Source organism: Streptomyces sp. NPDC057950 (genome assembly GCF_042887295.1).
In the GTDB taxonomy this organism is placed as follows: domain Bacteria; phylum Actinomycetota; class Actinomycetes; order Streptomycetales; family Streptomycetaceae; genus Streptomyces; species Streptomyces kaempferi.
Window position 1 is genome coordinate 257,484 of sequence record NZ_JBHVPP010000009.1, and the last position, 14,401, is coordinate 271,884.

The window sequence follows — 14,401 nt, forward strand, 5'->3', positions numbered from 1 at the left end:
GCGCGCATCCCGGCGCGGGACGCATCCGTGGGACGCGTCCAAAAGACATGTCCATTGGACCACCGCGGGAATTCCCGCGCACTTCCGTACCCCGGTTTCTTCCACGCTCCCCTCCCGTGTGCGGGGCGTGAATGGCGACGTTCTGCCGGTCGGTGATTCTCGTGGCAAGCTGATATGTGGCCACCGGCCGGTGACAGGTCGGTGGCGAGGCCTATGCGGGAGGAGCTCGAAATGGCCACGCCCGGAATGCACCAGCACGACACCGGAAGCCGTAGCGAAAGCCACGGTGGAGGAATCTGGGTGTCCAGCTGGACCGCCTTCGCCGCAGTCATGATGATCTTCGGCGGAGCGATGGCGATATTCCAGGGGATCGCCGCCATCGTCAAGACCGACGTCTTCGTCGTCACCCGCAACTACGCCTACACCTTCGACATGACGGGCTGGGGCTGGATCCACCTCGTCCTCGGTGTCCTGGTCGTCCTCGCCGGTGTCGCCCTCTTCCGCGGGGCGATGTGGGCGCGCATCACCGGAATCGTGCTGGCAGGCCTGTCGATGGTCGCCAACTTCCTCTGGCTGCCGTACTACCCGGTCTGGGCCATCGTGCTGATCGCCGTGGACGCCTTCGTCATCTGGGCACTGTGCATCGGCGCCCGGGACACCCGGGACGCCCGCACCCAGTAGCCGACCGCGCCCCTCCTGGACGGCCCGACGACCCGGCGGACGGGCGTCGGGCCGTCCGGCTCGGACCGGGCGCTCCGGTCGGCTGACGGCACCCCCCCCAAGGAGAGACGAGTGGAAAGCAGCGGCAGTGACGGTCGCGCGCCCATCGCCCACCAGCTCCTCAAAGGGCAGAAAGCACTGGTGACGGGCGCCAACTCCGGTATCGGAAAAGCCACGGCGATCGGCCTCGGGCGGGTGGGCGCCGACGTGGTGGTGAACTACGTGGCAGGGCGGGACGCCGCGGAGGAGGTGGTGCGCGAGATCGAGTCCTTCGGTGTCCGCGCCTACGCGCACGAGGCGGACGTGTCCCAGGAGGACCAGGTCGTCGACATGGTGTCGCACATGGTCGGGGAGTTCGGGACCATCGACGTCATGGTCGCGAACGCGGGACTCCAGCGCGACGCCGCCGTCACCGACATGACCAGGGAGCAGTGGCAGAAGGTGCTGGACGTCAATCTGACCGGACAGTTCCTCTGTGCCCGCGAGGCGGCCAAGGAGTTCAGGCGCCGGGGCGTCGTCCCGGAGGTGTCCCGCTCGGCCGGGAAGATCGTCTGCATGAGCTCGGTCCACCAGATCATTCCGTGGTCGGGCCACGTGAACTACGCGTCCTCGAAGGGCGGGGTCCAGATGCTCATGTCGACCCTCGCGCAGGAGCTCGCCCCGTACCGGATCCGGGTGAACGCCGTTGCCCCGGGAGCGATCCGCACCCCCATCAACCGCAGCGCCTGGGACACCCCCGAGGCCGAGGCCGACCTGCTCCGGCTCATCCCCTACGGCCGCGTCGGCGACCCGGAGGACATCGCGAACGTGGTGGCCGTGCTGGCCTCCGACCTCTTCGACTACGTCGTGGGTTCCACGATCTACGTGGACGGCGGGATGACCCTGTTCCCCGGGTTCGCCACGGGCGGCTGACCCCGCGCCGCCCGACACCAGTCAGCAGTCAGCAGTCACCGGAGGGCCACGTGAGCACCCGGCTGAGAGAGCGGGGGCTGTGACCGGGCCCGGAGCCCGGAGGCGGCCGCCGATCGTCGTGGTGCTGGGGGTGTCGGGTTCCGGGAAATCCACCGTCGGCAAGGCGGTCGCGAAGGAGTTGCGCGTGCCGTTCGTCGAGGGGGACGACGTCCATCCCGCCGCGAACACCGCCAAGATGGCCGCCGGCCACCCGCTGGACGACGCCGACCGCGCGCCCTGGCTGCGGAGCCTCGCCGCGCGCGTCCGCCGGTCGGCCGAGGCCGGGGAGGGGCTGGTCGTCGCGTGTTCGGCGCTCAGGCGCGCGTACCGCGACGAACTCCGGGCGGCCGCCGGCTCCGGGCTGTGGTGTCTCCACCTCGCCCTGGACCGGGACACCGCAGGGGACCGTGTGGCACGGCGGACCGGTCACTTCATGCCCGCCCGGTTGGTCGACTCCCAGTTCGAGACGCTGGAGCCGCTGGAAGCGGACGAGCCGGGCCTGACCGTCGACGCCACCGCGGCCCTGCCGGCGACCGTCTCCCTGGTGTCGGCCGCCGTCGGGCACTTCGCGGACCGGACGGCCGACTGACGTGGCGGCCCGGCCGGCCGAAAGGGGCAGGCGGGCCGACCGCCGGATCAGCAAGGCCGACCGGGGAGGCACGCCGGTCTACTGACGGATCAGCGGGGAGGCGGGCCGGTCTACTTACGGATCAGCAAGGCCGGGAGAAGAGGCAGCCCGGTCGGCCACGAAGCAGCCCGGTCGGCCGCTGGGCAGCCCGGTCGGGCCGGGAGACGGCCGTTCAAGGCCACGGTGATGTCACATCGGCCCCACATCGGCCCAGGGCAAGCCCGGCACCGTGGGCCACGGGCCACGGACCACGGACCGCTAAGCCCTCGCCGGCCGAGCGCTGTCGGTCGCGTCCAGCGCGGCCAGGACGTCCGGCATCGGGATCCGTCCGGAGGCCACCATCTGCGCGCCGCCGCGGCGCAGGGCGGTGGCGAAGGGCGCGGCCCACAGGTTCTCGTAGACCAGGATTCCGGCGGAGTTGCCCGGTTCCAGGGCGTGGCCCGCCTCCTCGATGTCGTCCTCGTCCAGCAGCCCGGAGGACACGCCTTCGAAGACGGCGAGGTCCAGAGCCCCGTCACCGGTGAGATCGGCGATCTCCAAGCCGGTCACCGATCCGTCGTCCTCCTTTCTGACGAACATCAGATCGAGGATTCGGATGAGGCCGCGGTCCACCAGATCGACGAGCAGCGGAAATCCCTCGCCGGTCATGCGGCTGCCGGGGAACTCGACGACGACGTAGTCGATCGGCCCCATTTCGATGAATTCCTCGCGCACGGATTCGCTCACGGCTTCACTCACCCCTGGATGGTCATGGAGTCCCCGGAAATCCCCGCGTTCCCGCAAGCCATTGCAACATCGGACGGAACCGGTCGCACCTCGGTGGGGCGTTCACCCGCCGGACCCGTCCGGGTCGCCGGATCGGGGCGGCGGGGCTCTCGTGGACCCATGACCAGCAGCGCACCTCCGCCCGATCCGGACCGGCATCCCGCGGCTCAGCCCGGCGACGGGCCACGGCTCGCGGCGGGGGAACGCGCCGAGCTGGACGCACTGCGGCACCGGGTCAGCGCTCTCGAGGGCGCCGGGCCCGCGCGGACCGAGCGGCACCACTGGCTGCGGTCGACGGGTTCGGTCCTGCTGATCCTCCTCGCCTCGCTGCTGTCGCTACTGGCCGTCGTCGCGGTCTGGGCGGACAGCATCGTGCGGGACACGGACCGTTACGTGGCCACGGTCGGCCCGCTGGCCCGCGATCCTGCCGTGCGGAAGGCGGTCACCGACCGGGTCACGACCGCGGTCCTGGCCCAGATCGACGTGGAGAAGCTGGTCAAGGACCTGGAACGGGCGGCTTCGGAGAAGGGCGCCCCGACGGGGGCGGCCAAACTGCTCGGCGGCCTGACCGGCCCGATCACCAGCGGCTTGAAGAGCCTGGTCGGTGACACCGTGGAGCGGGTGGTCTCCAGCAAGGCCTTCGACGCCGTCTGGGTGGACGCGAACCGCCGGGCCCACGCCGCCCTGGACAAGGCCCTGACGGGCGAGTCCGGAGGCGCGGTGTCCGTCGAGAACGGCCAGGTCGCCATCGACGTGGCGCCCCTCGTGAAGCAGGTGAAGGACCGGCTGGTCAGCGCCGGTCTGCAGCCGGCCGCCCTGATCCCGGCCGTGCACACGGACTTCGTGGTGTTCGCGTCGAAGGACATCGGCAGGGTCAGGACGTATCTGAGGGTGCTGGAGATCATCGGCAACTGGGTGCCGGTCGTCGCCGTGCTGATCGCCGCCCTGGGGGTGTACCTGGCCGTCAACCGCCGCCGGGCCCTCATCGGGGCCGCCCTCGGGGTGCTCGCCGCCATGGTGGTGCTCGGTGTCGCGCTCACGGTCATGCGGGCGATCTACCTCGACCATCTGCCCGTGGGGGCGTCGGAGGCCGCCGCCGCCGCTGTGTTCGACGCGCTGGTCAGGTTCCTGCGGGCGAGCGTACGGGCGGTCGGCGCGCTCGCTCTGGTGACGGCCGCCGGTGCCTTCCTCGTCGGTCCGTCCCCCGTGGCCGTCCGCGTCCGTACGGGCTGCGGCCGGGGGATCGGGGCCGTCCGCGACGTCGCCGAGTCGGCGGGACTCCCACTGGGCGCGGTCGGCCGGTTCGTGCACCGCTTCAAGCGGTGGATCGGCGCCGTGATCCTGGCGGTCGCCGCGATCGTCCTGTTCACCTGGAGCTACCCGACCACGGCGGTCGTGGTGTGGACACTGGTGATCGTGCTGGCGGCCTTCGCGATCCGCGAGTTCCTCGACACCGTTCCCGTCTCCACCCCGTCCGCCGGCCCCCACCTCCATTGACACGGTGACCACGGGGCCCGGCAACTCGGCGTGCCGGACTCCGGCAGCTGTCGGATGGTGGGGACATGCGGACGTCCGACGAGCTCAGCGAGGCCGAATTCCGGTCGCTCCACCGACACCTGCGCGCCGTCGCCCCCGGCGCCTCCACACCCCGGGGCGCACTGGACACGATCACCGAGGAGCAGGTACTGGCGGCGGTCGCCGAGGTGCGGTCGGGACGTACCGTCTCGCTCGCCGCCCCCGTGGAGACCCGTACCGAACCCGACGACGCCGATCCGGCCGAGCACCGGCTCACCGCTCCGCCCGACGGCAAACCGGCGCCGAGCGGCCTGGACTTCGCGCGCGACCGCTTCGCCATGAACGTCCACGGCGATGTGGACAGCCACCTCGACGCGCTGTGCCACGTCATCTACGACGGCACCCTGCACGGCGGCATACCCGCGACGGACGCGCTGTCGCCGGACGGATCGAGCGCCCTGTCCGTGGAACTGGCCCGCGACGGCATCGTCGGACGCGGTGTGCTGCTGGACATCCCCCGGCTGTACGGCCTCTCCTGGCTCGAACCCGGAGCGAACGTGACCTGCGACGACCTCATCGCCGCCGAGGCACGACAGGGGATACGGGTGCGCCGGGGCGACATCGTCCTCGTACGGGTCGGCCACCGCAGGCGCCGTGAGGAGCTGGGCCCGTGGGACGTGGCCCGTGCCCGTGCCGGACTGCACCCGACGGCCCTGGAGTTCCTGGCCTCGCGGCAGGTTGCCGTCCTCGGCAGCGACGGAAACAACGACACCGCCCCCAGCGCGGTCCAGGGGGTCGCGTTCCCGGTGCATGTGCTCGCCGTCCACGCGATGGGGCTGCATCTCCTCGACTATCTGCGGTTCGAGGACCTCGCGCCGATCTGCGCGCGGGAGGGCCGCTGGACGTTCCTCTGCGTGATCGCCCCCCTCCGGCTGCCCGAGGCGACCGGTTCACCCGTCAATCCGCTCGCCATCCTTTGACGGGGCGACCGCGCGCACCTCACCCGTACGGCGCAACGGTGCTCGCGCCGTGGGGACGCCGGACGGCGAGATCGACCACGACGGCAGTGTGAGAACGGCGCGCGACGGGGCGGTGATCGCCCGGGAACCCGCCGTGTCCCGGCACCTCGCCTCACCCGAGTAGCCCAACTCGCCGGGACCATCACCCAGGGATACCTTGGTCGTCGAGGAAGTCGTCGAGGAAGTCGTCGAGGAACGTGTCGGGTAATCCTCCCCTCTCGAGCCGCCCGGCAGGACCGGACCATGTTCCGAGGACGGTGGCCTGCATGACCGATACGCACTACGACGTCATTGTTGTCGGAACCGGCGCGGGCGGAGGCACCCTCGCCCACCGATTGGCGCCCACCGGGAAAAGCATCCTCCTTCTCGAAAGGGGCGGCTATCTTCCCCGCGAACGCGACAACTGGAATTCCACCGCGGTCTTCGTCAAAGGGAAATACCGGGCTCCGGAGTTCTGGTTCGACAAACACGGGGACCCGTTCCCGCCCGAGGTCAACTACTACGTGGGCGGCAACACCAAGTTCTTCGGCGCCGCTCTCTTCCGGCTGCGCCCCGAGGACTTCGGAGAACTCCGCCACCACGACGGCATCTCGCCCGCCTGGCCCCTGCGCTACGACGAGCTCGAGCCGTACTACACCCAGGCGGAACACCTCTATCGCGTGCACGGCCGGCACGGCGAGGACCCCACGGAGGGCCCGGCCGGCGCCCAGTACGCGTACCCGCCCGTCCAGCACGAGCCGCGGATCCAGCGGCTCAGCGACGACCTGGAGAAGCAGGGACTGCACCCCTTCCACCTCCCCATCGGGGTCGACCTCACCCAGGACGAACGGGGCGGCGCCGCGCACGGCAGCGCATGTATCCGCTGCGACCGGGTCGACGGATTTCCCTGCCTGCTCGGCGCGAAGTCCGACGCGCAGGTCATCTGCGTCGATCCCGCCCTCGCCCACGCCAACGTCGAGCTGGTCACCCACGCGGACGTGCGGCGCCTCGAGACCGACCCCGGCGGCCGGAGCGTCACCAAGGTCGTCACGGCGATGGGTGACGGATCCACCGCGGAGTTCAGCGCCGACATCGTGGTCGTCGCCTGCGGGGCGGTCAACTCGGCCGTTCTGCTGTTGCGTTCGGCCGGGGACCGGCATCCGCGGGGCCTGGCCAACAGCTCCGACGTGGTCGGCCGGCACTACATGCGGCACAACAACCTGGCCCTGATGGCCATATCCAGGGAACCGAACGACACCACGTTCCAGAAGACCCTGGCGCTGAACGACTGGTACCTGGGATCCGACGACTGGGACCACCCGCTCGGCGGCATCCAGATGCTCGGCAAGTCCGACTCCGCGCAGATCCACGGCGAGGCACCCCGCTGGGCCGGTGCCGTCACCCCCGACATGCCGTTCGAGGTGATCGCGCATCACTCCGTCGACTTCTGGTTGTGCGGCGAGGACCTGCCCACCGCCGCCAACCGCGTCACCCTGGACCGGGACGGCGGCATCCACCTCGCCCTCGACGAGAAGAACAACATCGCGGGGCTCCAGCGGCTGCGGCACAAACTCCAGGGCATGCTGGGTCACCTGGGCATGTACGAGCACCACCTGCTGTCCCACAGCATCTACCTGCACAAGGGCATGCCCATCGGTGCCACCGCGCACCAGGCGGGCACCGTCCGCTTCGGCACCGACCCCCGCGCCTCGGCCCTCGACGTGCACTGCAAGGCCCACGACCTCGACAACCTCTACGTCGTCGACACGAGCTTCTTCCCGAGCATCGGAGCGGTCAATCCCTCACTGACCGCCATCGCCAACGCCCTGCGCGTCGGCGACCACATCGCGGAGCGACTGCGGTGAATTCCCGTTTCACGGCCGACAGCGGCACCCGGCACCGCACACCGCGGGAACGAGCGGCACTCGGCAAGGACGCCCGCTCCCGCGTGCCCCGCTCCAGCCACGCGGAGTTCGCGCCCACGGCGAAGCGGCCCGACCCCGTGGACGTCATCGAGGCCCAGTCGGCGACGAGGGTGCCCGAGCTCGTACCGATCCGCTACGGCAGGATGACCGAGTCGCCGTTCCGCTTCTACCGGGGGGCGGCCGCCGTCATGGCAGGGGACCTCGCCGACACCCCCCGGACCGGGATCAGAACCCAACTCTGCGGCGACGCACACCTGTTGAACTTCCGACTGCTGGCCTCGCCCGAGCGCCGCCTGATGTTCGACATCAACGACTTCGACGAGACGCTGCCCGGCCCCTGGGAATGGGACGTCAAAAGACTCTCGGCCAGCTTCGTCATCGCCGGCCGGGCCAACGGCTTCAGCGCCAAGGAACGGGCCGGCATCGTACGGTCGACGGTGCGGTCCTACCGCGAGTGGATGCGGCACTTCGCCGAGATGGGCAATCTCCCCGTCTGGTATGCCCAGTTCGACGAGAACTGGGTGTGGACGCACTTCATCCAGGACGTGGGCGCACGAGCCCGCGACCGCTGGGCGCGGTCGGTGGCCAAGGCCCGCACCCGTGACAGCCTCCAGGCCTTCGGCAAACTCACCCACCTCGTCGACGGGAAAACGCGCATAGCCGCCGGCCCGCCGCTGATCACACCGTTCGAGGACCTGCTCGCGGACGTGGAACGCGGCGCGCTGGAGAAGCAGATCCGCCGGATGATCGAACGGTACGGCCACAGCCTCCAGTCGGACCGGCGGTTCCTGATGGAGCAGTACCGCCTCGTCGACATGGCCCGCAAGGTGGTCGGGGTCGGCAGCGTGGGCACCCGCTGCTGGATCGTGCTCCTGCTCGGCCGTGACGACAGGGATCCGCTGCTCCTGCAGGCCAAGGAGGCGGGCGAGTCCGTCCTCGCGCCCTTCGTCGGCGCCGGCGGCCACCGGACGCAGGGTGAGCGCGTGATCTCCGGCCAGCGGCTGATGCAGGCCACCAGCGACATCTTCCTCGGCTGGGAACGGACCGAGGGCGTCGACGGCAGCCGACGGGACTTCTACATAAGGCAGTTGCGTGACTGGAAGGGCATCGCCGAGCCCGGGACGATGGTGCCGGCCGGGATGCGTGCCTTCGGTGAACTGTGCGGCGCCACGCTGGCCCGCGCGCACGCGAGGTCGGGCGACCGGATCGCCATCGCCGCGTATCTGGGCGCGGGCGACGTCTTCGACCGGGCGCTGGTGACGTTCGCCGAGCGGTACGCCGACCAGAACGAGAGGGACCACCAGGCACTCGTGGACGCCGTCCGTACGGGGCGGGTGACGGCCGAAGCGGCCTGACAAGGAGACCAGCATGGATCGTTACCCGCCCATCGCCGACCACGGGCTCATCGGGGACCTCCAGACCGCGGCGCTGGTGTCCTCCCACGGTGTGATCGACTGGTTCGCGGCGCCGCGCTTCGACTCGCCCAGCGTCTTCGCGGCCCTGCTGGACCACGACGACGGCGGTCACTTCCTGCTCGCCCCCGAGAGCCCCGAGGGGACCTGGAAGCAGCTCTACTACCCGGACAGCGCCGTCGTGGTGACCCGCTTCATGTCACCCGACGGGGTCGGCGAGATCATCGACCACATGCCGGTCCTGCCGGGCCCGACACCGACCGACCGGCACAGTATCGTCCGCGTCGTCCGCGCGGTGCGCGGCACCGTGCGCTTCACCCTCGAATGCCGGCCGCGGTTCGACTACGCGCGGCTTCGGCACGAACTCGACCTGACCGCCGACAGGGCGACGTTCCGCGCCCCGGGCGTGACCGCCCATCTGCAGGCCACCGTGCCGCTCGAACGGGACGGCCACGACGTCCGCGGCGGCGTCACCCTCAGCGACGGGGAGACGGCGGCCGTGGTGTTCAGCACGTGCGACCCCGGCGGGGAGGCGCCGCCGCCCCCGACCGACGAGGGGATCACCGAAGGACTGTGGGAGAACGTCGACTTCTGGCAGAAATGGGTGCGCACCTCGCGCTACCGCGGCCGCTGGACGGAGATGGTCCACCGTTCCGCGATCACTCTCAAGCTCCTCACGTACGCCCCCACGGGCGCGCCGGTCGCCGCCGCCACCATGGGACTGCCCGAACAGATCGGCGGGGAGCGCAACTGGGACTACCGGTACACCTGGGTACGGGACGGTTCCCTGTCGGTGCGGGCCCTGCTCGACCTCGGCTTCGTGGAGGAGGCGACCCACTTCACCCGCTGGCTCGGTGACCGGCTGGGCGCCTGGGAAGGACCGGACGGCGAACCCCTCCAGATCATGTACCGGGTCGACGGCGACCCCCGCCTGACGGAGGAGATCCTGGGACACTTCGAGGGCTACCGCGGCTCCTACCCGGTCCGGGCCGGCAACGCGGCCTGCGGTCAACTGCAGCTCGACATCTACGGCGAGGCCCTGTACGCGCTGGCCGAGAGCCGCTCGGTCGGCGAACAGGCCGGGTACCACGGGTGGAAGGGTCTGGCCCGCACCCTGGACTGGCTGGCCGACTCCTGGGACCGGCCCGACGAGGGAATCTGGGAGACCCGCGGCGGACGCAAGGACTTCACCTACAGCCGGGTGATGTGCTGGGCCGCCTTCGACCGCGGTCTGAAACTGGCGGCCGAGTTCAGCAGGCCGGCCGACACCGTCCGCTGGACCCGGGCCCGGGACGAGATCCTCGAACAGGTCATGGAGCGCGGCTGGAACGAGAGGGAACAGGCCCTGGTCCAGCACTACGGCGGCGACGTCCTGGACGCCTCACTGCTGCTCGCCCCCCGCGTCGGGTTCCTGGCCCCGCGCAGTCCCGCCTGGCTCAACACGCTCGACGCCATGGACCGCGTCCTCGTCTCCGACAGCCTCGTCTACCGCTACGACCCCGAGGCATCCCCGGACGGACTGCGCGGCTGCGAGGGGACGTTCAGCCTGTGCACGTTCCTGTACGTCGACGCCCTCGTCCGCGCGGGACGCCTCCCCCAGGCCCGCTACGCCTTCGAGAAGATGCTGACGTACGCCAACCACGTCGGCCTGTTCGCCGAGGAGATCGGCCCCAGCGGGGAGCAACTCGGCAACTTCCCCCAGGCCTTCACCCACCTCTCGCTCATCATGGCCGCGACGACGCTGGACGAGGCGCTCGACGCCCTCCACCTCAGCCGCTGAAGGGTCCGGGCACGCCGCGGGCCACGGCCGCGGCGATGCCGTCGTGACCGGCGTTGTCAGTGGTCGCCAGTAGGTTCGTCCGTGTCCCCGCCGTGGTGGCGCGGACGTCCCCCTGGCACAGAGGAGATGGTGAGTTGTCGGACTGGGAGAGGTCGAGCACGGCCCGGGTGACGGCACCCGCGCGGCCGCGCAAGCTCGCCAAGGTCCCGTTCGTCGAGCTGGCCGACGGACGCCTGCAGGGTGTGGTGTCCAGCGGCTCCGACATCGAACGGGTCTATGTCTCGTCGGTCGCGGCGGGCACGTACACGTTCGCCTGCAGCACCAACAACAACCGGCCCTGCGGCGGGGCGCGCGGCGGGTTCTGCAACCACATCAAGGCCCTGATCGGCGAGGCGGTGCTGCAGTACGGGCCCGAGCGCGTCGCCCGCTACCTGCGGGCCGAGAGCGCGGACGGGGAACCGACCGCGCAGACCATCACCGACGGCATGAGCGCCACCCGCCCCGCGCAGGGGGACACCAAGGCCGCCGCGCCCGTCTTCAGCCGGTTCCTGCGTCACCTGGCGTATCTCGAACTCGCGCCGACCACCGCGCCGTTGCCGGAGATGCAGTGGTTCCCGCCGACCAGGACGGTGGCGTGATGCGTGCCGACCTGCTCGCCGAAACCGTCGCCGGGCTCGACGAGGTCCTGACGGCCGTCGACGCCTTCGACCGGGCGCTCGCCGGCGGCCTGCTGCGCCCCCGGCCCGCCCAGGCCGCGGGCCTGACGGAACTCGCGGACGCCGTCGCGGGAACTCCCCTCGCCACCAGGGCCGCCGAGGCGGCCGGCAGGGCGGCGGCCGGAGCCGCGAGCGAGGACGACCTCGTCGCCCTGGCCGCCGCCCGCGTCGCCCTGCTCGGCTCCGTCCACGACGCCCTCATGAGCCGTATCGACGAGGCGACGGGCCGCGGCCGCGGCCGGGAGACGGCCCCGCCGGCCGCCGACCGGCAGCCCGCGAACCTCTCCGCCGCCGCCCGGTCCTGGCTCTCCGACCTGGCACGCTGCGGGTGGCAGGGCATCGACCACGAGGTGGTGTCCGGGGCGGCGCCCGTCGTCTCCGCGATGCTTCCGGACCCGGCGCTGCGCCGGCAGGCGACGCTCCTCGACGGCTTCGCCGCCGAACTCGCCGCGTCCTGTCCGGGCGCGTCCCTGGAGCGTGTCCCGGTACGCCGCTGGGGCGACCTGTGGTCACGCGCGATGCTGCTGACGGTGCCCGGCGCCGCGATGGCGCCGCCGACCGGCACGGCCACCGGCCGCCTGCTGCCCCTCGGCGTCGACGTGCAGGAACACGCGACCGCCGTGCAGGCGCAGGTGCACGCGGTCCTCGAGCCCGCGGACGGCACCGCGCCCCGGCTGGTGCGGGCCGCCGTGTCCGTGCCCAAGCCGGACACGGTCGTCGGAGCGGGCCTGTGGCAGTTGCTCCGCCCGCACATGTCGCTGCTGACGGCCGTCGGCGAAGGCCGCGCGATGAACCTCGCCGAGATGCCGGTGACCGCCGAGGGCGACCTGCTCTGGAGCGACGCGCGGGCACGTCCGGGCGAGCCCGCCGACGCGTTCGCCACCGCCCGGGTCGTCCTGCCCACCGCGACCGACGCGGCGACCGCACCACTGGACCGGCATCCGGCGCGTATCGCCGTGCCCGTGTTCCTGGAGGGCTATACGGTGCGGAAGGCCGACGACATGCTGCCGTTCACCGTCGCCGGGCACCCCCTCACCGTCGACACCGACCGCGTCCTCGCCGCCGGGCCGCTCACCCCCGAGGCCGTCGCGTCGTCCGGGGCGTGCGTCGGGCTGCTGCGCTGGGACGCCGGGACGTTCGGTGTCCAGCCGCTGGCGGTCGAGACGACCGTCCGGAAGAAGGCCGTCGCGATCCACGCGGGGGGATGGGCCGCAGGCACCACCGACAAGGCCGGCGTCCGGGCCGAGAAGGCCGCCACCGATGCCGTGGCGGTGCTGCGGGAGCGCGCGGGAAGGCTGCTGCGGAAGTGACCGAGCACATGACCGGGCACATGACCGAGCACAACGTGACCGGGCGCACGGCCGACCACATGACGGATCAGCCGGCCGGCCGGACGGCCGAATCGGGGATCACGGGCGGCACCCCGCCCGGAGCGGACCCTCACGACAACCGCCGTCAGGTTCTGTACTGGCGGCTCCTCGCCCGGCTCTTCGACCACGAGGAGCACGCCGCGCTCGAATCGGCGAGCCTCGCCGTCGTCGAGGACATCGGTCTTCCGCCCGCGCTGCTGGACCCGCAGGTCTCCGTCGACTCGATCGTGCAGCGCCACCCGGAGCTGGCCGCCGAGTTCGACGGTCTGATGACACCCGAGTCAGGATCCGGCACCGGGTCCGGACCGGGTTCGGAGGACGACGACCCTCAAGCCGCCCCTCAAGCCGAAGCCGCCCCTCAAGCCGAAGCCGCCCCTCAAGCCGAAGCCGAAGCCGAAGCCGAAGCCGAAGCCGAAGGTGACGGCGAAGGTGACGGCGACCGCGACCGGGCCGCCGAAGTACGCCGTGCCGCGCTGGTGTCGAAGGTGCTCCTGAACGTCTTCGCCTCCGGGTCCGGCACGGTCACGGCCGGGCAGCTGGCGCGCTGGCAGTCCGACGCGGGCTGGCTGGAGCGAGCGCTCGGCTGCAGGCCGGGGGACCTGCGCGGCGGCCGCGCGGCCGGTGGCGCCGGGACGGTCGCCGCCGGGCCCGGTGTCGGCCCGACCGGCACCGGCGGCCGCGGCACGACGCCCGACCTCAGCCGGCTGATCCCGGCGATCGGCCCCGAACTCGGTGCCATCGAGGCCGACCTCGTCAAGCGGATGCGTCTGCGCGAGGTACTGGCAGACCCCCGGCTCGCCGCGCGACTGACCCCGAGCATGTCGCTGATCGAGCAGCTGCTGCGGGACAAGGACAATCTCTCGGGCGTGGCCCTGGCCAATGCCAAGGCCCTGATCCGCCGCTTCGTCGACGAGGTCGCCCAAGTACTGCGCACCCAGGTCGAGAAGACCTCGGTCGGCGCCCTGGACCGCTCCGTCCCGCCCAAGCGGGTGTTCCGCAACCTCGACCTCGACCGCACCATCTGGAAGAACCTCACCAACTGGAGCCCGGAGGAGGAGCGGTTGTACGTCGACCGCCTCTACTACCGACACACCGCCCGCAGGACGACACCCCAGCGGCTGATCGTCGTCGTGGACCAGTCGGGTTCGATGGTCGACTCGATGGTGAACTGCACCATCCTGGCGTCGATCTTCGCCGGGCTGCCGAAGGTCGACGTCCACCTGATCGCGTACGACACCCAGGCGCTCGACCTCACCCCGTGGGTGCACGACCCCTTCGAGACCCTGCTGCGCACCAACCTCGGGGGCGGCACCGACGGCACGGCCGCCATGACACTGGCCCAGCCGAAGATCGCCGAACCGCGCAACACCGTCGTCGTGTGGATCTCCGACTTCTACGAGTGGCGGACCGAGGAGTTGTTCCAGAGCATGGCCGCCGTGCACCGCTCGGGTGCCAGGTTCATCCCGGTCGGCTCCGTGACCAGCTCCGGGCGCGGCAGCGTCAACCCGTGGTTCCGGGAGCGCTTCAAGGACCTCGGCACGCCGGTGCTCTCCGGACACATCCGCAAGCTCGTCCACGAACTCAAGACGTTCTTCTCCTAGTGCCGCGGCACTGGTCACCT

At 71.3% G+C, this 14,401-nt stretch carries 12 protein-coding genes; 11 read left to right on the plus strand and 1 reads right to left on the minus strand.

Features of this window, described 5'->3' with window-relative positions:
* Nucleotides 1-246 precede the first annotated feature (246 nt).
* From ACFVTC_RS17535 to ACFVTC_RS17545, 3 genes are all read left to right on the plus strand, one after another.
* The gene (locus tag ACFVTC_RS17535) at nt 247-681 is read left to right on the plus strand and encodes a hypothetical protein (RefSeq protein WP_390127895.1); all 435 of its coding nucleotides are present in this window, start codon (nt 247-249) and stop codon (nt 679-681) included.
* Between the two features lie 111 nt (nt 682-792).
* Nucleotides 793-1,632 (plus strand): SDR family oxidoreductase, encoded by an 840-nt coding sequence (locus ACFVTC_RS17540; protein WP_390127771.1) that lies wholly within the window; start codon nt 793-795, stop codon nt 1,630-1,632.
* A gap of 79 nt (nt 1,633-1,711) precedes the next feature.
* A complete protein-coding gene (locus ACFVTC_RS17545; RefSeq protein WP_390127772.1) occupies nt 1,712-2,260 on the plus strand; it encodes a gluconokinase in 549 nt (182 codons plus the stop codon).
* Between the two features lie 297 nt (nt 2,261-2,557).
* Here the strand turns inward: ACFVTC_RS17545 and ACFVTC_RS17550 are convergent, their stop codons facing one another.
* Nucleotides 2,558-2,992 carry a DUF6325 family protein gene (locus ACFVTC_RS17550; protein ID WP_168534227.1) on the minus strand — a complete coding sequence of 145 codons (435 nt, stop codon included), beginning with the start codon at nt 2,990-2,992 and terminating at the stop codon, nt 2,558-2,560.
* A 192-nt stretch (nt 2,993-3,184) separates the two neighbouring features.
* Between ACFVTC_RS17550 and ACFVTC_RS17555 the strand changes: the two genes are divergently transcribed.
* The 8 genes from ACFVTC_RS17555 to ACFVTC_RS17590 all read left to right on the plus strand — a co-directional run bounded on the left by ACFVTC_RS17555 (nt 3,185) and on the right by ACFVTC_RS17590 (nt 14,381).
* On the plus strand, nt 3,185-4,561 hold the full coding sequence (locus ACFVTC_RS17555) for a hypothetical protein (protein ID WP_390127773.1): 1,377 nt from the start codon (nt 3,185-3,187) through the stop codon (nt 4,559-4,561).
* A gap of 65 nt (nt 4,562-4,626) precedes the next feature.
* Complete coding sequence (locus tag ACFVTC_RS17560) at nt 4,627-5,559, plus strand: cyclase family protein (RefSeq protein ID WP_390127775.1); 933 nt, start codon at nt 4,627-4,629, stop codon at nt 5,557-5,559.
* 305 nt (nt 5,560-5,864) lie between these two features.
* Nucleotides 5,865-7,442: a GMC oxidoreductase gene (locus ACFVTC_RS17565; RefSeq protein ID WP_390127777.1), complete on the plus strand. Its 1,578-nt coding sequence runs from the start codon at nt 5,865-5,867 to the stop codon at nt 7,440-7,442.
* Nucleotides 7,439-8,857: a DUF2252 domain-containing protein gene (locus tag ACFVTC_RS17570; RefSeq protein ID WP_390127778.1), complete on the plus strand. Its 1,419-nt coding sequence runs from the start codon at nt 7,439-7,441 to the stop codon at nt 8,855-8,857. The genes ACFVTC_RS17565 and ACFVTC_RS17570 overlap by 4 nt, the downstream gene beginning before the upstream one ends.
* A gap of 13 nt (nt 8,858-8,870) precedes the next feature.
* Entirely contained in the window at nt 8,871-10,694 is a 1,824-nt protein-coding gene (locus tag ACFVTC_RS17575) for a glycoside hydrolase family 15 protein (protein ID WP_390127781.1), read from the plus strand.
* Nucleotides 10,695-10,828: 134 nt separating this feature from the next.
* A complete protein-coding gene (locus ACFVTC_RS17580; protein WP_390127783.1) occupies nt 10,829-11,332 on the plus strand; it encodes a hypothetical protein in 504 nt (167 codons plus the stop codon).
* Nucleotides 11,332-12,720, plus strand: coding sequence for a hypothetical protein (locus ACFVTC_RS17585; RefSeq protein ID WP_390127786.1), 1,389 nt, complete (start codon nt 11,332-11,334; stop codon nt 12,718-12,720). The genes ACFVTC_RS17580 and ACFVTC_RS17585 overlap by 1 nt, the downstream gene beginning before the upstream one ends.
* Nucleotides 12,721-12,779: 59 nt before the next feature.
* Nucleotides 12,780-14,381 (plus strand): VWA domain-containing protein, encoded by a 1,602-nt coding sequence (locus tag ACFVTC_RS17590; protein WP_390127897.1) that lies wholly within the window; start codon nt 12,780-12,782, stop codon nt 14,379-14,381.
* The last annotated feature ends 20 nt before the right edge of the window (nt 14,382-14,401 follow it).

Bases quoted from the DNA above. Each gene is read 5' to 3' on its own strand.
- ACFVTC_RS17535 (WP_390127895.1), top strand. From the start codon at position 247: ATGCACCAGCACGACACCGGAAGCCGTAGCGAAAGCCACGGTGGAGGA.
- ACFVTC_RS17550 (WP_168534227.1), bottom strand. From the start codon at position 2,992: ATGGGGCCGATCGACTACGTCGTCGTCGAGTTCCCCGGCAGCCGCATG.
- ACFVTC_RS17555 (WP_390127773.1), top strand. From the start codon at position 3,185: ATGACCAGCAGCGCACCTCCGCCCGATCCGGACCGGCATCCCGCGGCT.
- ACFVTC_RS17560 (WP_390127775.1), top strand. From the start codon at position 4,627: ATGCGGACGTCCGACGAGCTCAGCGAGGCCGAATTCCGGTCGCTCCAC.
- ACFVTC_RS17565 (WP_390127777.1), top strand. From the start codon at position 5,865: ATGACCGATACGCACTACGACGTCATTGTTGTCGGAACCGGCGCGGGC.
- ACFVTC_RS17575 (WP_390127781.1), top strand. From the start codon at position 8,871: ATGGATCGTTACCCGCCCATCGCCGACCACGGGCTCATCGGGGACCTC.
- ACFVTC_RS17585 (WP_390127786.1), top strand. From the start codon at position 11,332: ATGCGTGCCGACCTGCTCGCCGAAACCGTCGCCGGGCTCGACGAGGTC.
- ACFVTC_RS17590 (WP_390127897.1), top strand. From the start codon at position 12,780: ATGACGGATCAGCCGGCCGGCCGGACGGCCGAATCGGGGATCACGGGC.